Below are 21336 nucleotides of genomic sequence, written 5' to 3' on the forward strand. Positions count from 1 at the left end.
GGCGGATAGGTCGCCGGGCAAGACCAATCGCATGCCGCATCGGGGAAGCGCATGAGCGACCGACGCCGCACAGTCCACCTCATCGTTTATGCGGTCGTCCTTGGTGGCCTCGTTGCGGCGTCGGTTTTCGGCCCCGCCGAATACGGGGGATTATCGATGGTGGGCTTCGTCGTGGGCCTGCTCCTCTTCCTCCTCATGGGGTTCCGGCGCGAATCGAGGGAATGGAAAGAATTCGGCGCCGCGATCGGGTTCGCCGCGGCAGCGCCAGGCCCGCACGTGCCTTGGTCCCAACCGTTCCCCCTCCAAAGCGGCTCGGCGGGCGCGCATCCCGCCACGATTTGGCGACGCGGCGGGGAGGACGAAGCAAAGGCGCTCGTCTTCGGCCTCTCGCCCATGGGGGTCGATCCCGGAATCTCCCTGACCATATCGAGGGAGAACATCGGCGAACGGCTGGCCAAGGCCCTCGGTGGGCAGGACATCGAGGTGGGAAACCCAGACCTCGACGCCCGGTTCAGGGTCGTCGCAAGGGACGAGTCAAGAGCGCGATCCTTCCTCGGATTGGCGTCGCAAGCGGCGATAACGCGGCTCAACCATTTTGGAACGCTCACCGTAGGACGGCCCCGGGGATCGGAGGTTCTGGGTCCCTTCGCCCAAGTGGTCGGCGGTGCGGCCCGCCTGCCAGCTGCGCCCACTATCGTCTTCGAGCGGAAAGGGTACGACCTCGACCCCGTGAAGGCACGCGGGGACCTTGAGGCCCTTGCAATATTGGCGGATGCGCTCGTCGCCGGGGCCCGCCGCTGAGCTGGCGCTCCGAGCGGCGTGTCCGGCGACCACCGCAAAAGTCTATCTCCAGAAACCACGTCCTCGATTCCGATGTTCAAAAAGACCCAGAAGGTCTACTTCGGCCACATCGATCGCGCCGGGATAGTCTACCACCCGCACTTCATCGATTACTTCCATCAAGCGTACGAGGACTTCCTTGAATCCTTGGGTTTTGCCGAGCAGACCATGTCCGAGGAATTGGGAGCGCGCTTCCCCGTCGTCAATGTCAACGTGGACTATCACAGGCCGGTGCAGCCGAATTCGCGCCTCGCGATCGAATTGCACGTGAAACGCATCGGGCGGACTTCCATCACGTACGGTTTCCGGGCGCTCGAGGCGCAGGGGCAGGCGGTCGCGGAGGGGGACATCGTGCGCGTGGCGATCGACAAGGATTTCAGACCCGTGCCCGTGCCTAAAAGACTTCGTAACGCTTTGGCCCGGCACTTGGAAAACGCATAGACCCATCGAGGGGGCGGAGAGGGTAAAGGAACGGCGTCTTCCGCCCCACGACGTGGTTCGACGCCCATGAGGCGCGCCGGCGTGGCGTCGGGGCCCCCGGGCAGTTACGCGACGGCACGTGCCAAGGAAGCGTTCTCGTGCAAGGGCCGGGAGGAGCCGGCGCCTAGCTGTCGCGTCGGAGACGACGCGTAGGCGGCGCGTCTCATCACCCTATCTGGAGGCGTTGTCGGCTCCACGGCGCGGAAAGAACCCGCCCGGCCAATCCGTGCACAAGAAGCTATTTAAACGCTCATCCTCGTTAATCGTGCTTGTAGCCTATGCATAGGGGAGCGCGCGCTTTTCTTGGATCGTTTGCCTTCTTGGCGATCACCCTTTCGGGGTGCGTTTCGCAGCCAGGGCTCGCCCCCTCCGACTCGACGCTTGGCGCCGACCTAGGCGCCTCGATAGCTCTCGATGATCCCATCCTGTCGCAGGTATCGCTCGGGATATCCGCGATCGAGCGCCTCGACATCGTTTCCTTCGACGGCGTCTTGATCAACCAATACGTCTGGCGCCCGACGGGCGCTCCGGCGGACGCGACCTTCCCCGTCATCATCAACTCCAGCCCCTATTGGTCCAACCTCGAAACACCGGCCCGCTTCGGTGGCGACGACTTCGGCTGGTGGCTCGTAAACTTCTTCGTCCCCCGGGGTTACATCGTAGCGCTCCAAAGTGTCCGCGGCACGGGCGAATCGGGCGGTTGCTTCAACCTTGGGGGCGCGACCGAGATGAAGGATATGTACGAGACCGTCGAGTTCTTCGGGACGAAATACCCGGGGACCAACGGCAAGGTCGCGGTCATCGGCAAGTCCTACGACGGCACGACGCCGCACATGGCATCGGTGCTTCAGCCGCCGCATCTTGCCACGATCGTCCCGATCGCGGGCATAACCGATTGGTATCGTTACCTTAACACGAACGGCGTCTCCTACACGGCCCGGTCGATTTTCAACACGCAGTACACGACCACGGTGGATTGGGGCGCTGATGGTTTCGGGCCCTTGGCCCTCATCGACGGTGACCCGTCACAACTGGATCCCACGAATGCGCTTCCCCGCGAAGAGAATTACCGCAACTGGCCGAACTCGGCCTGCCATGATCTAGCGCTCTCGGGACTCGCGGCCGCGCGCACGGAAGCCACGGGAAGCTACAACGAGTGGTGGCAGGAGCGTAACTACAGGAAAGACCTCGCCAAGGTCAAAGTGCCCGTCTTTCTCGTCCACGGGATGCAGGATTGGAACGTGAAGCCCGACCAGTTCGGCGACTGGTACAACGACCTGACCGTCCCGAAGCGAGCGCTTCTAGGCCAATGGGACCACTCCTATCCGCTTCGCGCAGATTGGAACGTGACGCTCCTACGCTGGTTCGACTGGACGCTCAAAGGCGTCGAGAACGGCCTCATGGACGGTCCGACCGTCCAGATCGAGGATTCCTCGGGGCGCTGGCGCACAGAATCCGAATGGCCGCCGAAGCGCGCCACACCCATCGATTTCTTCCTTGGAATGAGCGGGACCGAAGGGGCGGCGACACCTGGAGCCCCGGGAGCGCATGCGACCGCCTCATACTTTGACGGGCCCACGAACGGCCCCGACAACCTCCCCGGTGGTAACGGCGACGTGACCTGGGGAACGCTTGCCTTCGAAACCCCGGCCTTCGAGTCGGACATGGTGGTCACGGGCCTGCCGAAGGCCACGTTGTTCGTGTCGGTGGACAGGCCGGCGACACGTCTCGTCGTCACGGAGAGGCTGGTTGCCCCCAACGGCACGATGGAGGAGGTGAACCGCGGGTTCATCAGTGTAGCGCACAGGAACGGTCCAGAAGGCCAACCGGAAGCGCTTCTTCCCGGCGAGATCGCGAAGATCGAGCTCAGCCTCTTCCCGGAAGACACGTTCGTCCCCGCGGGCTTCAAACTCAGGTACATCGTGACAGGATACCACTCGTGGGTGGAACCCGTACCGACAGGAGGTATGGTGACCCTTCATTTCGGCGGCGACGTCGCAAGCAAGATGACGCTTCCCATGGTGGCCGACGGTGCTTTCGACGCGCCGCAGCCGGTGGTCGTCGACCACGACGAGGTTCCCGGGAACAGGCCGCGGCCGGCGCCCGATCGGCCGTAAGCGTCCTGCGGTTCGAAACCGGCTCCGTGGTTCCCAGGGCTCATTCTTGTTTGCCTCTCTGATACGTCCGTGTTACACTTGTTCGAGTCGGTGGGGCTCTTTCGTCGCCTTGATAAGAAGGATGCCGCAAACCTCATCGCGGGATGAATAGACGGGGGGAGCGTGCCCGTTCGATCGCCCTCGCGCTTCTAGTGGCCGCGGGGGTGGTCCTTTCGGGCTGCTTTGCGAACGTCAGGGACTTGCCGCGTGTCCGCATGGAAGGCTACGACTCGAACGCCGACGGAGCGGACGATGTCATCCGGTTGATCCTCTACGAACTTCATGAGGACGCTCTACAGCCCGAGATCGTGGAGATCCATCGCGATGGCGTCGAACTGCAAGACACTGGCGCCATGGACAGCGATGACCCGTGGTTCATAGTGTATCATGATCCGACGATGAAGAAGCCGTGGGGAAGGGAAGTAGGATGGGCGATCGGTGAGAATCGGTTCCTGGACTGCAAGCACGCATCGCACAGGGTAAGCGTCACCATACACGCCGACCTGATAGCGAATTCGACGGTCGAATGCGGTGGATCATGATTCCCACGGTCCTTCTTTCCTGATCGGCCACGGACGCGCCGCCGATCGATACGAGGAGGACCACGGGCCCACCGTGGCTGTCCTTTGCCGCTTGGGACACGGGGTGGGATAGCAAGCCGTAAACGCGCTGGCATCAGTCCCAGAACCGCCTCGTCCTCGCGTAGTTTATCTCCGCCTCAAGGACGTCCCTAAGGAACGTCTCCTCGTCGGAGCGTTGCTTGTACAGGACGCGCCCCGCGGTGTCGGGCCCGACCCCGCGTGCCACGAGCGCAATGACCGCGCGTTTGCCGTGGGCGGTCACGAGGTTCGCGTTGGTGTTTAGCCGCTTCCATTCCTTGCGCTCGTCGTCGGTGAGCTTTCGCTTGTCCTTTGATATGAGCTTCAAGGAGCGTTCGTGCCATGGGCGTAGCGCCGCGACGAGAACACTTGCACACTTTCCACAGACAATCGGCTCCGGCACGGCGGCCACTTTCCTTTTTGACTTCCACTCGCAACAGTTCACGCACGCCAGCACGACCGATTCCTCCGATAGTCGGTTCTTCAAGGCCGTGAGTATCGTGCGATCCGCCCTCGCGGGGCTGATGAGCTCGATACGTGTGTCGAGGCCTGCCGCCCCGATGGGAGAGAGATCTTGGACGACGAGGCGTATCTCCTCGTTCGCGATCCCGTGGAGGACGAGTTTCGTGGTCTCGACGTCGAGCCGGTCGACGAGGACCTCCCGCATTGCCTCCTCGTAGATGGGAGTGCGCCTGAAGGTCTCGATGAGTCTCTGGACCGAGAGCTTTCGGAAATCCACGTCCCGTTCGACCGCTCCGAATTTCCGGGCGACGTTCACTAGCCGATGCCGAAGGTACGAGGAGTTCGTGAGGACGATGTCGAGGAGGGGAAGGATGTTGTCCGGCTCGATCCCCTGGAGCGCTCCGAGGATCATTTTCGGAGGGACGCGGGACGGGACGGTGACTATGATGCGATAAGGGTCGATGTCGAGCCCGACGCTTGCACCGAGGCGGGCCGAGAGCATCGTCGTCATTAGCCGCCCGAGCGTTTCGTTGACCCTGTGGCCGAAACAGGCATTCACGACCACTTTCCCGGTCGTGAACTCGACGGTCACGGTCTCATTCGTCGCGAGGACCTTCGGGCTTTGGCTTGCGACGTAGCGGACGAGTTTCAAGATCCCCGCCCGGTCGCCGGGATACTCGGATATGAGGATGTCGACGCACGCGTCCTCGCCTTTTTCCTCGGAAAGAGAAGCAATGCGCGCCCGGAGCTTCCCGACTTCCTGCGCGACGGCGAAAGGGACGGGGATCTCCTCGCCCACCCACGACGGGATCGCCCCAAGGGGGTCTTTCACGGGTTCGACGCGGATGAGGTCTTTCTCGGGGTCTATCTCAAGGACGCGCCACGGGTGGCCTTGGCAGATGAAGATCGCGGACGGTTCGATGTAGGACGAGACGAAGCTCTCGTCGAGTGTCGCCACGGGTTTTCCGGTGACGATGTTCACGACGTGGAAGTCCTTCTCGTCCGGAATCATTGAGAGGTTCTCGAAGAAGTACGGGTAGCTCCTTCGTTTGGCGGATATCGTCTTCTCGTCGAGGAAAATCAGGTGGAGCTCTTCGAGCATCTTGACGACGCGGTCGAATTCCTTGCGTGGCATGTCCCGGAAGGGGTGGCTGCGCCGGAACATCTCGAACGCCTCCTCGAGCGCGACGCGGCCGCGGCTCAACGTGTAGGCGATGAGCTGGTTCGCGAGCACGTCGAGCGGCTCCTTGTGGCTTTTGAAGACCTCGAGTTCCCCGGCCTTCGCTCGCCGCGCAATGACCAGCGATTCGGCGATGTCATCGGGGTCGGTCGCCAGGATTATCCCGTTCGACACAAGGTCCGCGCGATGACCGGCCCTTCCCACACGCTGTACAAGCCGCGTCACCTGCCTTGGGGAGTTGTACTGCAACACGAGGTCGGCGGTCCCGATATCGATGCCAAGCTCCATCGAACTCGTGCACACCAAGGCTCGCGCTCTTCCCTCGCGGAAATCCTCTTCCGCCATCACACGGACGTCGCGGGAGAGCGATCCGTGGTGCACCACCAGCGGGAAGGATTCATCTATCATGTGGACGCGGGCGGAGAGTACCTCCGCGGTCTCGCGAGTGTTGACGAAGAGCAATGTGCTTCGGCGGCCCATGACCTCCGCCATCGCGACCCGGAGGTACGCGGCGGCCTCGGGTTTTGCGAGGACCTTGTCGGCCGTCTTCACGTCCTCCTCCGTCGGTTCGGGGCTCACGACCCGGATGTCGAGTGCTTTGAGGATGGGCACTTTCACGACCCTGACGGGGCGTCGCCCGCCGAGGAACGCGGCCACTTCCGCGTCGTCGCCGACGGTGGCCGACAGGCCTATGCGCTGGAATTCCCCAGCGATCTCCACTAGCCGCTCCATCGCGACCGCAAGCTGGGAGCCCCGTTCGTCCTGCGCCAATTCATGCACCTCATCGACGACGACCCACCGGAGTCCAGAGAGATGCTCCTTGAGGCGCCTTCCCGAGAGCATCGCTTGCACCGTCTCCGGCGTCGTGATGAGCATGTCCGGGGGGTGTTTGCTTTGGCGCGAGCGCTCGGCAGTCGTCGTGTCGCCGTGGCGGACCTTCACATCGATGTCAAGCGCCTTTCCCCAGTCCTCGAGCCGGTTCAGGAGGTCGCGGTTCAACGCGCGTAGCGGCGTCACGTAGAGGATGCTGATGCCTTTCTTCGGGAGAGCCGCTTTGATGAAGGAATCGAAGATGGGGATAATGGCGGATTCCGTCTTTCCCATGCCCGTAGGCGCGATGAGGAGCGTGTGCGCGCCCGATTCGATGACGGGGATCGCGAGTTGCTGCGCTGCGGTCGGCGCCTCGAAGCCTTCGGCCGCAAGGAGGCGCTTCAGGGGGTCCGAGAGAAGGTCAAACGTGGTCGGCCGCGTCACTCGCGAGCGAACCTCCGCAGTTCCCGGATGGGACCGAGGTCTATCCCGTCCACCGTGTAGACGCTTGCCGCCTCGACGTCCACATAGGAATTCTTGATGAGCGGGCCCAGAAGGTCCTCGGGGCCGAACGCGTTGAAGGCAACGCCGCCGAGGAGGTTGTTGAAGGCGGGCATCACCAGGAACTCGGCTCCACGTTTCAAGTCGGTGTATCTTTCGCGCGCAGTCTTGGTGAGCTTCCCGCGGATCCACGCGGGCTCCTTGTGGCGACCGCCCAACTCATCACGCAGAAGCACAGCCGGGTGATTGTGGCAGGTGACGAGGAGCTTCCGCTCTGCGACACTTTTCGCGGGCCAAGCATGACCATGTGCCACTCCCACTTCCTCAAGTGACATCCCGTCGGCGGAATGGACTTTCACGTTGTCGCTCATCGGCGGGAGGGCGCCGTCGTGGTTACCGGGCACGATATCCACGGGGACGCCGAGCGAGCGGAAGAACTCTGGGAGTTCCCTCACTTCCTGCGTCGTCGGGTGGTCGATCGAGTGTTTGAGGTCACCAAGGATCACGAGCCTCGTCGCCCCGGTGGTCGTGAGCAATCCTTCGACGCGTCGTCGCATCGACTCGGTCTGCGATGGGAGATTGATGCCGCTGTGCCGGAGCGCCGATTCCAGGCCGATGTGGAGATCGCCGATGAGCAAGGCCGTTTCGTCGCCCTCGACAAGGAGGGCGCGCTCGCCGTGGACGGGTTGGGACTTCACGAGTTACCTCTGGGATTGACGGAAACCCGGGAGCGCGATAGAGGTTCCGGTAGGGGAGGCGGGAGAAGGCTTCGGATGTCGGACCCCGAGGTCGGACGCCGACGGGACGTCGTTTGCCGGCCGTTACACGTGCTCCTTCAGCACCCGCGGCAACGCCTCGACCACGTCCGTGGCCAAGAGCCCGTAGCTCTTCTCCGCGAACGCGAAGTCGCCTGCCCTTCCGTTCATGAACGCCGCGACGCGCGCCGCGTCGAACGTGTCCATCTTCTTTGCAAGAAGCGCCGCGACGACGCCGCAAAGGCTGTCGCCGGTGCCGCCGTGGCTCATCGCCGGGTTTCCGGTCTCATTGAGTTTCAGGCGCTTGCCGTCTGCGACCACATCAACCGGGCCTTTGAGAAGGATCGTCGCTTTCAAGGCCTTCGATTGCTCGCTCACGAGCTTCGAACGCGCCTCGATGTCGGCGGGTACTTTCTTTCCCGTGAGTTCCTGGAATTCGCGCTCATGCGGCGTCAGGACCATGGTCTTGTCGAGAAGCGTCGTCTTACCTGCGACAGCGTAGATGGCGTCAGCATCGATCGACACTGGTTTTCCTGCGCGTCCGGCCGCTTTGACCGCGTAAAGTACCGACTCCAAGACCCCACTCGAGCGGCCAAGTCCGGGCCCGATCGCGAGGGAGTCGCACTTCTCAAGCCACCGCTCGAACTCGGTGACGTTCGCCTTGTCGTTGAAGTCGAGTTCGTTCCCCTTGAGCGATCGCGTGATGAGGTTCGGGTTGTAGCTTGAGACCGATGTGAAACTCGATTGCGGCGTCAAGACTATCGCCAGGTCCGCACCTGTGCGCATTGCAGCCATCGCGCAGATGACCGGTGCGCCGTGGTAGGGCCCGCCGGCGATGACCAGGACGGTTCCGCCCTCGCCTTTGTGCTGACTCTTTGCCGGTTTCGGGTAGAGGGTCATGTCGCCGGGCCCCGTGTGGGTCTCGGCCTTCTTCGGTATGCCGATGTCGCGGATGAGGATGCGGCCCGAGTTCTCCTTCGTCATCCCTTCCTTGATGTCGTGGAACGTGACCGTCACTTCTGGCTTGATCGCGACCTCTGTCCCAAGGCCGGTCGGGACGTCAACGGAGACGATCGTTTTCTTCAATTTGTTGACCATCTTGACGAGCGACTTGTACGGCTCGTCGAGTTCGCCCTTTATCCCGGCGCCGAGAAGGGAATCCACGATGGTGTTCGCCTGGGTGATCCGGTCCTTCAGCACTTCCGGGCTCAAGTCGATGGCCGAAACGACCTTCACCTTGCTCGGGAGGTTGCTGAACGCCTCGCGGTTCAATTTGGACTTGACCTCGGCCTGGGGCTTTGCAAGGACCACGTCGACCTCGAAGTTCTCCGACAGGATCCGCGCCGCCACGAGTCCATCGCCGCCGTTGTTCCCGGGGCCCGCAAGGACGGTGATCTTCCCGGCCGTGTGGAGCTTCAGGACTTCCTCCGCTACGGCCTTGCCGGCGTTACGCATAAGTGAGTTCAGCGGGACGCCGAGCGCCTCCGCATTGCCATCCAGGACCCTCGCTTCGGAAAAAGTCAACATCGGATTTACCGCAGCCTTATATATCTCGGGTTCATTAAAATTTCCCACGCCCACGCGGCAAGTAAGCACTCGGCTTCAAGTGCCGTTGGGCGTCAATACAGTGAGGAAAACCCATGATACCCGGCGGACGGGGCATGAATCCCCGAAAAATCAACCAAATGATGAAATCGATGGGGATCTCCGTCGAGGAGATCGATGGTGTCGAGAGCGTCGTCATCACGACACCCGAAAAGGAGTACGTTTTCACCGACGCCGAGGTGTCGATAATGAAAACGCCTCAGGGGAAGACCTACCAGGTCGTCGGCGAGCCCGAGGTCCGGAGCCGCGCACCCGGCGGGAAATCGGCCGCAACGACGCCGAAGGGGCCCAAGTTCACCGATGACGACGTCGCCCTCGTGATGGCGCAGACGGGGGCGCCGCGGGAAAAAGCCGTCGCCGCCCTCGAGGAGTGCGACGGCGAAATCGCAAGGGCCATCGTGTCGCTTGGCGGCTCTTGAAGGCGTTCGCGGCCTTGGATTGAGCTACGTTTGTGGCGCGTGGACCGGCTCCGATGGCGTTGGACGCGCGGCGGAGTCGAACTGCATCACGAGACCGCCGACCTTGGTCGCGGCAAAGTTGTAGATGAGGGCGCCGAAGGCGCCCATGACGTAGCCCAGGATCCCGAAGAGTATGGGGAAAATGATTAGGGATGCGATTCCGAACCCGGCGAACCCAGGCCCGCCTCCTGGTGTGGGGATCGCGAGGGCGATGGCGGCGAAGAGGGCGCCCTCCAATAGCCCAACGAAGCCAAGGATCAGCGCATACATCTTGGCGAAGGATCTCACACCCACGCGAACCAACACAAGCGTGTCGCGCATGGGCTTCCAGCGCCGCCGCTCCGGATAAGGCCTTCGAAAGGGAGCTACAGCCGCGCTATCGAGTCCAAGAGGTCCGTCACCCTCGCGGGTTTCGTTTCCCGCTTCATTTCCGAGACGAGTCGCTCATAGTATGCGACTTGCGAGCGGATACCGGCGAGCTCGCGCTCGATGGCTGCTTGCCGCTCGCGCCACTTCTCAAGTTCTCGAAGGGTCTCCAGGATCGCCTCGTCTCGCATTGGATTAGCGCACCCGACTTGGTTAGCCGCTATTTAAGGGTTGTTGATGGAAAACGGAGCCTGACGAAAGCACCGTTCTGCCATGGTAGGCGCCAAGCACGGCACCACAAGCGCCCACTTGTGAAGGGCCTACCTTGTGCACTTGACGTTGCTCATCATCCCGCCCAGCTGGGTTTGCCATTGCGTGCCGACGAGGGCTTCCCAGGTGGAAAAGTCGTTGGCCGTCCCTTGGCTTCCAATTGGTAGGTTGGTCGAGGCCGGGACCTCCGTCTGGGCCAAGCCGACGGCCGCGACAAGCGTCGACGATTGCGTGCATTCGAATTGGACCACGACCGCTTTGCCCTTCACCTTCGCGCCGTTCACGGTGAGCGTCGCGTCGAAAAGCTCGTAGGCCAGCGAGTTCCCGCCGACGTTTTGGACCCCCGTGCGGTCGGTCGTCGTCGTGATCCCACTGTCCTCAAGCGTCTTGTCAATCTGCTCCCGTATCACGGGCTTCACATCGTAGATGGGGACCTTCGTGACCGTTGCGACGGACGCCGACCCGAGCGGCAGCGCGTCGCGCTCGTAGGCGCGTAGCGTTATGAGGATCTGAGCGACGGTGAGGTCCTTTTTGTCGTCCTTGTCCTTCGTGGGGTTGTGGATCCAGCCCGTCGCCAGCGCGGAATCCGGGATCGTGGCCGCGACGAAGTTGGAGTTCGAGATGCAGCCCGGGATGGCGACCAAGGCGGCAAGGAGAAGGCTAGGGAAGGCGCGCATGGGTCCATGTAGGCCTACTCCAAGGCTAAAAGGTTTGTCGACGCGTCCTAGCGGACGGGTCGTCGAGTGCTCGCTTCCGATACCGCCTAGAACCGGGGAAGATAGGCGCTTTGGCGCGTCATGCGCCCCGGGGCGATGTCAAGCCGCTCGCCCCGTTCCAAAGCAAGTAGGCGCGCTTTCGTCGGAAGGCCCGCCCCGTAGCCGCCCATCGATCCGTCGGCCGCGATGACACGATGGCACGGGACGACGATCGCGACCGGGTTGCTGCCGTTGGCGCTTCCCACTGCCCGAAACCCATTCTCCGAGCCGCAAGCGTTCGCGAGGGCCTTGTACGAGCACGTCGAGCCGTACGGGATCTCTTGGAGGTGCCTCCACACGTTCTTTTGGAACTCCGTCCCTTCCAGGAAATCCACAGGGACTGTGAAATCCCGCCGCTTTCCGGCGAAGTATTCGGTGAGCTCACGCGCCGCTCGCCGCAGCATGGGCGTCTCGGCGCGCGAAACCTGGAACCCGTCCGCTCGAAGGGTTTCGCCGAAATCCTCGCGAGGCGAGAGGAAGTTCAGCCGGACGAGCGCCTTGTCGGTCGTCGCGAGGCCGAGCGGGCCGACGGGACTCTCGAATACCGAATAATTCACCTTGGTGGGCATGGACGCGAATCTCGTCACGCCCTCTTCAACCCTACTCCTGAGGCTTCAAAACTGTCCGTCGCCCACGTGGAACGAAGCGCTGGGCCGCTCTAATGGTTCCAGATGTTCCAAGGGTGGTCACGGTCACGGTGGCCGTTGGCCGCCCCGCCCACGTGATTCCGGTAAGGGCGTCGATGGCGTCACCCTTCATGATGTGAGGAACGCGAAGGATACCGACGCCCTCTTCGTAGGCGATCAGCGCCGGTTTCCGAATGGCTGGGCCGAGACCGGAAACGTGCCGGCTCAGGACACCGAGTATCGAGCCTTGCACATCACGTTTTGGCGTACTCGTCGGCTCCACCTTGAAGACGATGTACCGGTTTCGCCCCACGCGGTCCTTGACCGTCATCCAGGTCCACATCGCGCTCCCGTATTTTCCCCTTATGCCGCATCATGCGCGTTTGCCGCCCGACGGCTCCCCTTTGGCCAACGCCCGGCGGGCCACCGGGGACCGGAACGCCGTCGCGGCAAGCGTATTCCGCCGCCACCCAACAATTAATTACGGCTCCGCGGGTTGACAGCGCGTCAATGGTGAACACTTCGACGACACTCGCGGGCCTGAGACTGAGAAGCCCCACGGTCCTCGCTTCTGGTATCCTCGACGAGACGGGAAGCGCCATGCACAGGGCTGCGCGAAGCGGCGCGGGGGCGGTCGTCACGAAATCCATCGGTGCGAAGCCCCGCGTCGGTTACGCGAACCCGAGTTGCATCGAGCTCGACGGAGTCGGTGTCCTCAATGCCGTCGGCCTTCCGAATCCCGGTGTGGAGAACGTGGCGCAGGAGCTTTGGGCGGCCGCAAGGGGCGGCGTCCCCGTAATCGCGTCGGTCTTCGGCGGGACCCCCGAGGAGTTCTCGGAAGTGGGCGGCATGATGGCCGGTTATGGGGCGCAAGCCATCGAACTGAACCTGAGCTGCCCGCACGCGAAAGGCTACGGGACGGAGATCGGGACGGACCCCGCGTTGGTCACCGAGGTCGTTCGAGCGGTTAAACAGCGGGTACGCCTACCCGTGTTCGCAAAATTGGCCCCGAACGTCCCCGACATCGCGGGGCTGGCGAAGGCCGCGGTCGCCGCGGGCGCAGACGGCATCACCGCGATAAACACGGTGAAGGCGATGGCGATCGACGTTCGCGCCGGGCGACCCATACTTGCAAACCGCGTCGGTGGCCTCTCCGGCCGCGCGATCAAGCCCGTCGGTCTCAGGGCCGTCTATGAGATCGCCCAAGAGGTCGATGCGCCGATCATGGGCGTCGGCGGCGTCTACACGGGCGAGGACGCGCTCGAATACATCATGGCCGGTGCCTCCGCGGTCCAGGTGGGTAGCGCCGTCATGGAGCGTGGGTGGGACGTGTTCGCGAAGATCGACTCGGAACTCAAGGCACTCCTGGACGAATGCGGCTATCCGTCGGTCGAGGCGGCACGGCGCGTGGCGGTGACGGCAAAGTGACGTTCACCACACGTGTCACCCGGGTCGTCGAGGAGAACCCCAAGGTCCGCACCATCCACTTCCGGCACGAGAAGGCGGGCGAAGCGCGCCCCGGCCAATTCGTGATGGTGTGGATCCCCGGCGTCGACGAAGTCCCAATGTCGCTTTCAAAGGCAGGGCGCGAGTGCGCAGTGACCGTGGGGGCGATCGGCGACGCTACGTCGGCGATGGCCGGGATGAAGAAAGGGGACGTCATCGGCATCCGCGGCCCATACGGGCGACCGTACTCCATGACCCACCGAAGAATCCTCTTCGTCGGGGGCGGGACGGGGATCGCGTCGATCGCGACCGCTGTCGAAGCGCACAGGAAAAAGAGACGCTCATGTACCGTCGCCCTAGGTGCCCGGACAAAGGAGCTCATCTTCTTTGCCAACCGCTTCAAGCGCGCCGGAGCGAAGGTGAGGATCACGACGGACGACGGCTCGATGGGCGAGAAGCGCTTCGTCACGGATACGGTCGAAGAGGAGCTGCGCCGCGGCGCGTTCGACGCCGTGTACACCTGCGGGCCCGAGAAGATGATGGCGCGCGTCGTCGACATAGCGAACGCGGCCCGCGTCGAGGTAGAAGCCAGTCTGGAACGTCACATGCGCTGCGGTTTTGGCATATGTGGCGCTTGCACGCTCGACGATGGGGGCGAGCGCGTCTGCCAGGAAGGGCCGATGTTCACGGGCAAAGAGCTAAGGAAGATCACGGAATTCGGGAAGTACCACCGCGACGCGTCCGGACGCAAGGTAGCGTAGTACGCTTCCGCCGGACGAGCACCGGCGACGGCCGCTGGCGCCGCGCGTTTCGTGTCCTGGGGCCAGAATTGATTCGATTGGAGGGTCGCTGCCCGGAAATTGCCTTATTTCGGCGATAGACGGTGCAGTTCGGAATAATATTTAAGAATCCGCGGGCTTAATCCTTCGTGGTGCGGAAATGGCAGTAGGATTCGTACTGATTTCAGCGGCCCCGGCAAAAGAGCACGAGGTCTACAACGCGCTTTTGAAAGTGCCAGAGATCGTGGAACTCCACCCGCTCTTCGGCGAATATGACCTCATCGCGAAGATCGAAGGGCCAGACTTCGACACCCTCGGGCAGATAATCGTGAACAAGGTACGCACCATCCAGGGCGTCATGGACACGAAGACCCTGACCGGGACCCGCTTCTAGCCGAGGCGTCCGGCACGTTCGCTTGCGTGCGGCGCGGCTCGTCGCGCTAGTCGCACGAGTCGAAGGAGTCATGCTTTAAGTAGCGGCGGCCATTTCACGCCCGAGAAGAGAACATGGCCGTAACATCTGACGTATTCCTTAGCACGCTTCTGATTTCCTTCGGCGTCTTCACGCTCCTTGCAGGGCTGTTCACGGCCTACTTCGGTGCTGGCCGGAGCCGTCGCATCGGCTTGGCGCTCACCATCGTCGGCCTTTTGTCGGTCCTCATCTTCGCGGCGTTCACGTGGCCGATAGCCCCCGGGGCCGTCGCCCCCATCTGGGACCCCGAGAACACGATACTCGCCATCGTCGCGGTGCTTGCCGCCGGAGTCGGGGCCTTTGTCTCGATGGGTGTTTTCTTGATGGCGATAATGCGAGCCTAGTGGCTCGCATTTCGTCTCGCGAAGCTTCGCTCCGCTTCGACCATAATGCGCGCCTAAGCGCGCATTTGGCGGAGCGTACGAACCGCTTGCGCCACCGCGATAATGCGGGCTTGAGCCGGCATTTGGCGTCGCGCACTAAAGATGCGCTTGGGTGATCATGCGGGCCTGACGGTTCGCATTAGGTCTGGCCGCGCGACCAAGTGGGCTCAAGGTGTTTTTCCGTTGAAAAGTCGCTCGACATACGTCGGATTGGGGCGTTTGCATCCAAGGTACCCGCCATGCGAAAGGCGTCACGAAGGGCGCAGGGTGAATTTCTTGCGCCGCGTGTCCGCCCGCGGATGAGGAACCGTCACCCGCCCGGCAATTCTTCAGGCATTCAGGATTCGGCGAGTTTGGCACACAGTTCGCCAGATTCTGAGCTCAGCACACCTAACATGGCCCTCGTGTTTGGTCGTTCCACGTGGATTCCGTCAAAGAACGCGCCCGGATCGCCGCCGAAAGTCTCCACGCTTGTGAAATCGTAGAGGCGGATTCCGATTTGACAGAGACTTTTGAGCTCCACGATCATAGCATAGTGAGCGTCGTTGAATTTGGGCGTGTCCATGGCGGCGAGCAATGCGGGATGCACGGGGGTCATGATGATTGAAACATTTACACCGGCAGAACGCGCTTCGTACGAGAGCCGTCCTATGCTAGTGTCGTTCACTGGTCGGGGGTCAACGATTCGAGAAAGAAGTTCGTCGCGGGAATCGACCATCGATGCAACGCGCTTGGCAAGTACCTCCGCGGGAGTTTTCACCCCATCGCCCCGCCCTCCATAAAAGTCCCTCAGGGAATAGCCGTCTGGTGCATATTCCCCAGACAAGACCGGGGTCCCCAGTACGAATCCGGCCAGGACCTTCAGACTATCGCGCAAATATCTTGCCGAAAAAGACCCCATCAGCAATCTAGCGTCGTCCGTCGGCGTCGCCGCAACGGCGGCCGCAGCCTCGGGTAACTGGGCCGCAAGCGGCGGCGTCGCCAGCACCTGCGGATGTGCGTCTCTCCCAATGGCATATGTAAGTTCGCTATCTTCGAGCGCCAACAGGATGTGCGCGGGGGCTCGTCCGCTCGCGACCGCGTACCGGTATATTGCCAAGTAGTCACCGGGCTTCCCACCGGGCAGGGCGAAGTTGAAGGCCGAACGACCAGTGAACTCGGAATAATCCGTCGGTGCAAACGTCATCGCCTTTGACGAGCCCAGAATCAGTGTTTCCGGGGCGCTCTTCATCGCATGGAAAAGCGCGATTTTTGCGTAGGCGTCATTTCTAGCGTATGGTTGAAAATATTGCGTGCTGAAGTCGCCATGGGGATTTACAAAGTAATTCAAGCCTAAGATGCTCCCCGTGCCAAGACAGAGCGCGGCTAGGAACACTGCGACGAAGCGGTGAGTCGTGGGATTCCTTTTCTCCATGCTAGTTTCTCCGCGGCCGCGAAGCCGGCCAACTGGTGGACCGTTCACGCGCGAGACCGACGCGGTAGGCCCCTAGAATTGGTAGTACAGGAATGGGCTGCTCACCTCTGCAAGCCTTAAGATTGAAATAATCATCAAACCCGCACTTAGAATGGCCCATCTTGGCTTGTGGTCGACCTTCAATTCGATAGAAGGTTTTGCGCCCCAGCAAAAGGCCGCTAGGCCGCAAAGCACTATGGCAACCTCTGCAAATGTACGCCACTCCCGTTGAACATCCAAAGCGAAAAGGGCCTGGATGACGAATAGCGCCGATGTCAGGTCGGTGGCGCGGAAGAAAACCCAACCAAACGTGACGGCGGCGTAAGTCGTGAATCGTTGAACCAAGACAGGAGCCGCGTCCCAGGGGCGCCGGAAAACGTGGTAAGTTGCCAACAGGGCTCCGTGGTAGACGCCCCACGCGAAGAATACCCATCCCGCCCCATGCCATAGGCCGCCAATGGCCATCACCACGACGAGATTCAGTACGGTCCGGATCCAGCCCAATCGATTCCCGCCGAGCGGATAGTACAGATAATCGCGAAGCCACGAAGACAGCGAAATGTGCCATCTCCGCCAGAAATCCGAGGGGTTACGGGCCTGGTACGGTGCGCGAAAGTTGATTGGAAGCTCCAATCCGACCAGGCGGCCGAGACCGATGGCCATGTCGCTATAACCCGAAAAGTCGAAGTACAGTTGTAACCCGAACCCAACAAGGGCCAGCGCCGCGCCCATGCTGTCGAGCGATGCCGGTGACGCCCACAACTGGTCTACATAGGGGGCGATGCCGTCGGCGACAATCACTTTCTTTGCAAGTCCGATGGAGAACAGGGCCACGCCCCCGACAACTCTTGGCACATGCGTGGGCGCGCCCATGTTGGAAAGCTGCGAAGAAAGACCCTTGAAACGGACAATCGGTCCAGCGACCAGGTCGGCGAAGAGAGTGATGAACGCGAGGTACGAAAGCAGGTCGTGTGTGGGCTGGATTGTTTTTCGGTAAACGTCTATGGTGTAACTCAGCGACTTGAAAGTGAAGAATGAGATTCCCACCGGCAAGACGATTTCGTAATGCGGGAGGGCAGAATCCGTGCCAACCAGCGACAGGAGAGTGGTGGCGTTTTCGACCACGAATCCAGCGTACTTGAAGAAAACAAGGATTCCCAAATTAAATGCGATTGACAGGCTTAGGTACTGAAGGCGACGCGATCCTTGTGCGCGCGCAATCAGGCCTCCTAAAGCGTAATCGACCGCGGCGACCGCAAGGAGCAGGCCTGCAAATCGAACGTCCCACAGGCTGTAAAACGTCAACCCAGAGGCAATCAGTACACCCAGCCGCCACCTCTTGCTTGCCACAATCCAGAACAAGAACAGCGTTATTGGAAGGAAGACGCCGAGAAAACAAAAGTCGTTAAACAGGGCGCGGCACATTTGATGATGCACGTCGAGAGGCTGGCCCATACATGAAGCCTTCTGAGCGATTTCTGCCCCGCGCTCCTTACGGAAATCCGGCCATTGGTGCGGTTGGCACCCCACCGTTTATTACCACCTTCTCCACTTGGCTCGACGTTGAGCCGGGCATATTACGCGGAACTCATCTCGCGCCTTGCCGCGGGCGAAGCGTCGACCAAGGACGACGTCCACAAGATCAAGGTCGAGCTCGCTCGCCGCCACGAGATGTCGGCGATCCCGTCCGACGCTGACGTGTGGAACGAGGCGTCCGGCGAGCTCAAGGAACGTCTGCGGTCCCTTCTCACCATCAAACGGACGCGGTCCATCTCCGGTGTCGCGGTCGTCGCTGTGATGACGAGCCCGGCTTACTGCCCGCATGGGACCTGCCTCTATTGTCCAGGCGGGCCGGACTGGGAGCGGCCGGCGGCGCAGGCGTACACCGGCCTCGAGCCGGCGGGAGCAAGGGGCCTTCGCAACGACTTCGACCCGTTCAAGCAGACCTATGGGCGCTTGCATGAGATCGAACGCATGGGACATCCGATCGACAAAGTGGACCTCATCGTCATGGGCGGCACCATCACGTCTCGCGCGGTCGCTTACCAGGAAGGGTTCGTGAAGGGGTGCCTTGACGCCATGAACTGTGTTGACGGGGGCGAGCCGGCGCCCACGCTCGAGGAATCCGTCTCGCGAAACGAGGAGGCCCGCGTGCGCTGCGTCGGCATGACGCTTGAGACGCGTCCCGATCAATGCTCGCCGCAACAGATCCAGAAAGCGCTTGAGATGGGCGCGACGCGCTTCGAACTTGGCGTGCAGTCGACGCGCGACGACGTCTTGCGAAACGTCGCGCGTGGCCACGATGTACAGGCGACGATCGATGCAACTCGGCGCCTAAAGGACGCCGGGCTCAAAGTCGGTTATCACATGATGCCGGGGCTACCGGGCTCGTCGCGGGAGCGTGACATCGCGTCGTTCCGCCGGATATTCGAAGACCCTGATTTCCGCCCGGACATGTTGAAGATATACCCCACGCTGGTCATCGCCGGCACCGGGCTTTACGAGTTCTGGAAGCGCGGGAAGTACCACGCGATGACGACGGAAGAGGCGACCGACCTAGTGCGCGAAGTCATGTCGTTCGTCCCCACGTGGGCGCGGATAATGCGTGTCGACCGGGACATCCCGACAACGGAGGTCGAGGCCGGTGTCATGAAAAGCAACCTGCGGGAACTGGCGGAAGAGGATGGGAATTGCCGGTGCATCAGGTGTCGTGAGGCCGGGCATAAGGCACGACGAGGGATCCACGTCGATCCCGGATCCGTCGGTGAGTACGAGGAGGTCTACGAGGCGGCGGGCGGGAAAGAGTATTTCCTGACGGTCGAGGACAGGTCGCAAGACATCCTCCTCGCGTACCTCCGGCTCCGTGTTCCATCGGAGGGAAGCGCCGCGTTGGGCGCACCGCATCTTTCATGCGCGCCGGGTCACGCCTTCGTTCGTGAAGTGAAGGTCTTGGGTCATCACGTTGCGATAAGCGATGCGCCGGAAGCAGGGGAGCTCCAACATCGCGGATACGGTCGTCGCCTCCTGGAGCGGGCGGAGGGGATCGCCCGGGGTGATGGTGTGCGGAGGCTCCTCGTGACGAGCGGAGTGGGCGCACGGGCCTATTACGGGAAGCTCGGCTACGAGCGGGTCGGGACTTACATGGGACGGACCCTTGCGTAGCGCCATACATACAAGTACCTACCTCTTGGAAGGTGCGAAGTTGCTGCAATCAGACGTCTCTCGGTTGGGACACGGGAAGCGCCCCAAGATAGGAATATTGGTAGAAAAGTCTAATAAGTAGAAAAAACTACCAATAGTCATGGCGACTTCGGTGAAGATGCGCCGCGCCGACAAGGAACGCCTCGACAGGCTCCAGGCTGAGATTGTGGCCCGGTCTGGCAAGAGGCTGTCGCAACAGGAACTGCTGGCGCTGCTCGTGGCACTTGGCGAACGGGACCGGGAGGCACTGACCGGCGAGTTGCGTCCACCCGGTGGTCGGGAACTCGCCGCACTCATGGCGCTTCCCGTCTCCACGGGGAAAAGGACGACCGAGGAGACGATCGACCGCGATCTCTATGGAGGACCCGTTGAGCCTTCTGATTGATACGGGCGTCCTGTTCGCGTTTCTCAACAACGACGACGCGCGCCATGGACAGGCGGTGGGGGCGATCGAACGAATCGCCAGGGGGGAGTGGGGCACGCCGCTCGTCTCTGACTACGTCGTGGATGAGCTCTTCACCCTCATCCGGGCCCGCACGGGCAACCCAGACCTCGAGACGGCCGCGAAACGGCTCCTGCCGTTTCCGAAGCCGATGCTCCCGAGGTTACAACTCGTTCCAGTGGGTCCACGCCACCTCGACGCGACGCTCGCGCTTTTTCTCCGCCACCGCACGCGGCGGCTGTCGTTCACGGACGCGAGCATCCTCGCGCTCATGCCGGAACTCGGCATCGAGACCCTTGCGACCTTCGACGACGGTTTCGATGGCCTCGCCGAGATCGTGCCGTAGCCGAAACACTCAATCGCAAACATCTGCGGAGGAGCGCGCGGTGATCGTCTTGGCCCGAGCGACCATGGACCGCCGTCAGAACATCGGCAGAGGGCCAGGAGGCGGCCTCGGGAACGCCGCCTCGATCTCGCGCAGATCGTCATTCGTCAATACCCATCCGACGCCGCCCGCGTTCTCCCTCGCGTGTTCCACCTTCTCGGCCTTCGGTATGGTGAAGACGCTCTCGTTGCGCGTCAGGAAGTTCAGCGCCACCTGCCTCGCCGTCTTCCCATGCCGTTTCCCGATGTCTTCCAGCACGCGTAGTCCCTTCACACCGCCCGGCGGCCAGGGCACGTAATCACCGCCGAACGGGGCGTATGCGACCACCGCGATGTCGTTCCGTTCGCAGTAGGGGATGACGCCGTTCTCGATGCCCCGGTCCGCGACATGGTAAAGGACCTGGTTGCAAGCGATCGGCCGGCTCGAAAGGTGCTTCGTCGCTTCCTCCAAGTCGGCCACGTCGAAGTTCGAGACACCGATGTGCCTCGTCCATCCACGCTTTGCGACCTCCTCGAGGCCGTGCATCGCGCCTCGAAGATCGAGCGTGTCCTCGCGCCAGTGAAGGAGGTATACGTCCAAGTGGTCGGTGCCGAGGCGTTTGAGACTCGCCTCGCACGCGGCGACGACGCCCTCCCGTGTCGCGTTACGCGGCAGCACCTTGCTCACGAGGAAGACGTCGTCGCGGCGGTTTTGGATCGCGCGGGCGACCACTTCCTCGCTGCCGCGGTAGAGTTCCGCCGTGTCGATGTGGGTCATGCCAAGGTCGAGGCCGGCCTTGAGCGCCTGCTCCGCACGCTTGGCGTTCTTCAGTTGCCACGTACCTTGGCCGATGACGGGGACGTCGATCCCTGTAGGCCCAAACGCGCGAGCGTCCACGCGGGATGCAACGAGCGGCGGCCATTAGAGATTTTT

At 62.1% G+C, this 21336-nt stretch carries 23 protein-coding genes; 12 read left to right on the plus strand and 11 right to left on the minus strand.

Features of this window, described 5'->3' with window-relative positions; genetic code table 11:
- The first annotated feature begins 51 nt into the window (after window positions 1–51).
- From HY556_01355 to HY556_01370, 4 genes are all read left to right on the plus strand, one after another.
- Window positions 52–801, plus strand: a complete 750-nt coding sequence (locus HY556_01355; protein ID MBI4392432.1) for a hypothetical protein — start codon at window positions 52–54, stop codon at window positions 799–801.
- 72 nt (window positions 802–873) lie between these two features.
- Window positions 874–1281 (plus strand): acyl-CoA thioesterase, encoded by a 408-nt coding sequence (locus HY556_01360; protein MBI4392433.1) that lies wholly within the window; start codon window positions 874–876, stop codon window positions 1279–1281.
- A gap of 317 nt (window positions 1282–1598) precedes the next feature.
- Window positions 1599–3437, plus strand: coding sequence for a CocE/NonD family hydrolase (locus HY556_01365; protein ID MBI4392434.1), 1839 nt, complete (start codon window positions 1599–1601; stop codon window positions 3435–3437).
- 143 nt (window positions 3438–3580) lie between these two features.
- The gene (locus HY556_01370) at window positions 3581–4018 is read left to right on the plus strand and encodes a hypothetical protein (protein ID MBI4392435.1); all 438 of its coding nucleotides are present in this window, start codon (window positions 3581–3583) and stop codon (window positions 4016–4018) included.
- A gap of 133 nt (window positions 4019–4151) precedes the next feature.
- On the opposite strand, the gene HY556_01375 is transcribed toward HY556_01370, so the two are convergent.
- The 3 genes from HY556_01375 to HY556_01385 form a co-directional block, all read right to left on the minus strand.
- Entirely contained in the window at window positions 4152–6971 is a 2820-nt protein-coding gene (locus HY556_01375) for a DEAD/DEAH box helicase (GenBank protein ID MBI4392436.1), read from the minus strand.
- Window positions 6968–7726, minus strand: coding sequence for a metallophosphoesterase (locus HY556_01380; GenBank protein MBI4392437.1), 759 nt, complete (start codon window positions 7724–7726; stop codon window positions 6968–6970). Before HY556_01380 ends, HY556_01375 begins: the two co-directional genes overlap by 4 nt.
- A gap of 123 nt (window positions 7727–7849) precedes the next feature.
- Complete coding sequence (locus tag HY556_01385) at window positions 7850–9310, minus strand: NAD(P)H-hydrate dehydratase (protein MBI4392438.1); 1461 nt, start codon at window positions 9308–9310, stop codon at window positions 7850–7852.
- Between the two features lie 113 nt (window positions 9311–9423).
- Between HY556_01385 and HY556_01390 the strand changes: the two genes are divergently transcribed.
- On the plus strand, window positions 9424–9807 hold the full coding sequence (locus tag HY556_01390) for a nascent polypeptide-associated complex protein (GenBank protein MBI4392439.1): 384 nt from the start codon (window positions 9424–9426) through the stop codon (window positions 9805–9807).
- Between the two features lie 24 nt (window positions 9808–9831).
- On the opposite strand, the gene HY556_01395 is transcribed toward HY556_01390, so the two are convergent.
- From HY556_01395 to HY556_01415, 5 genes are all read right to left on the minus strand, one after another.
- Complete coding sequence (locus tag HY556_01395; GenBank protein MBI4392440.1) at window positions 9832–10167, minus strand: hypothetical protein; 336 nt, start codon at window positions 10165–10167, stop codon at window positions 9832–9834.
- Window positions 10168–10211: 44 nt separating this feature from the next.
- Entirely contained in the window at window positions 10212–10403 is a 192-nt protein-coding gene (locus HY556_01400) for a hypothetical protein (protein MBI4392441.1), read from the minus strand.
- A 129-nt stretch (window positions 10404–10532) separates the two neighbouring features.
- Window positions 10533–11159 carry a hypothetical protein gene (locus HY556_01405; GenBank protein MBI4392442.1) on the minus strand — a complete coding sequence of 209 codons (627 nt, stop codon included), beginning with the start codon at window positions 11157–11159 and terminating at the stop codon, window positions 10533–10535.
- 86 nt (window positions 11160–11245) lie between these two features.
- Window positions 11246–11806: a methylated-DNA--[protein]-cysteine S-methyltransferase gene (locus HY556_01410; GenBank protein MBI4392443.1), complete on the minus strand. Its 561-nt coding sequence runs from the start codon at window positions 11804–11806 to the stop codon at window positions 11246–11248.
- A gap of 31 nt (window positions 11807–11837) precedes the next feature.
- Window positions 11838–12194, minus strand: a complete 357-nt coding sequence (locus HY556_01415; GenBank protein ID MBI4392444.1) for a hypothetical protein — start codon at window positions 12192–12194, stop codon at window positions 11838–11840.
- 179 nt (window positions 12195–12373) lie between these two features.
- On the opposite strand from HY556_01415, the gene HY556_01420 reads away from it, so the two are divergent.
- The 4 genes from HY556_01420 to HY556_01435 all read left to right on the plus strand — a co-directional run bounded on the left by HY556_01420 (window position 12374) and on the right by HY556_01435 (window position 14904).
- Window positions 12374–13291, plus strand: coding sequence for a dihydroorotate dehydrogenase (locus tag HY556_01420; GenBank protein ID MBI4392445.1), 918 nt, complete (start codon window positions 12374–12376; stop codon window positions 13289–13291).
- Complete coding sequence (locus HY556_01425) at window positions 13288–14070, plus strand: dihydroorotate dehydrogenase electron transfer subunit (GenBank protein MBI4392446.1); 783 nt, start codon at window positions 13288–13290, stop codon at window positions 14068–14070. The genes HY556_01420 and HY556_01425 overlap by 4 nt, the downstream gene beginning before the upstream one ends.
- A gap of 178 nt (window positions 14071–14248) precedes the next feature.
- On the plus strand, window positions 14249–14482 hold the full coding sequence (locus HY556_01430; GenBank protein MBI4392447.1) for an Lrp/AsnC ligand binding domain-containing protein: 234 nt from the start codon (window positions 14249–14251) through the stop codon (window positions 14480–14482).
- 113 nt (window positions 14483–14595) lie between these two features.
- A complete protein-coding gene (locus HY556_01435) occupies window positions 14596–14904 on the plus strand; it encodes a hypothetical protein (protein MBI4392448.1) in 309 nt (102 codons plus the stop codon).
- A 376-nt stretch (window positions 14905–15280) separates the two neighbouring features.
- Here HY556_01435 and HY556_01440 read toward each other — a convergent pair whose 3' ends face one another.
- On the minus strand, window positions 15281–16318 hold the full coding sequence (locus HY556_01440) for a hypothetical protein (protein ID MBI4392449.1): 1038 nt from the start codon (window positions 16316–16318) through the stop codon (window positions 15281–15283).
- A 111-nt stretch (window positions 16319–16429) separates the two neighbouring features.
- On the minus strand, window positions 16430–17851 hold the full coding sequence (locus tag HY556_01445) for an MBOAT family protein (protein MBI4392450.1): 1422 nt from the start codon (window positions 17849–17851) through the stop codon (window positions 16430–16432).
- A gap of 135 nt (window positions 17852–17986) precedes the next feature.
- Here HY556_01445 and HY556_01450 point away from each other — a divergent pair, with 135 nt between their 5' ends.
- The 3 genes from HY556_01450 to HY556_01460 all read left to right on the plus strand — a co-directional run bounded on the left by HY556_01450 (window position 17987) and on the right by HY556_01460 (window position 20385).
- Complete coding sequence (locus tag HY556_01450; protein ID MBI4392451.1) at window positions 17987–19558, plus strand: tRNA uridine(34) 5-carboxymethylaminomethyl modification radical SAM/GNAT enzyme Elp3; 1572 nt, start codon at window positions 17987–17989, stop codon at window positions 19556–19558.
- A gap of 139 nt (window positions 19559–19697) precedes the next feature.
- Entirely contained in the window at window positions 19698–19982 is a 285-nt protein-coding gene (locus tag HY556_01455; protein ID MBI4392452.1) for a hypothetical protein, read from the plus strand.
- Window positions 19966–20385, plus strand: coding sequence for a type II toxin-antitoxin system VapC family toxin (locus HY556_01460; protein MBI4392453.1), 420 nt, complete (start codon window positions 19966–19968; stop codon window positions 20383–20385). Before HY556_01455 ends, HY556_01460 begins: the two co-directional genes overlap by 17 nt.
- A gap of 75 nt (window positions 20386–20460) precedes the next feature.
- Here the strand turns inward: HY556_01460 and HY556_01465 are convergent, their stop codons facing one another.
- Complete coding sequence (locus HY556_01465) at window positions 20461–21300, minus strand: aldo/keto reductase (protein ID MBI4392454.1); 840 nt, start codon at window positions 21298–21300, stop codon at window positions 20461–20463.
- Between the last annotated feature and the right edge of the window lie 36 nt (window positions 21301–21336).

The sequence above is a fragment of the Euryarchaeota archaeon genome, from assembly GCA_016207515.1.
GTDB lineage: Archaea > Thermoplasmatota > SW-10-69-26 > JACQPN01 > JACQPN01 > JACQPN01.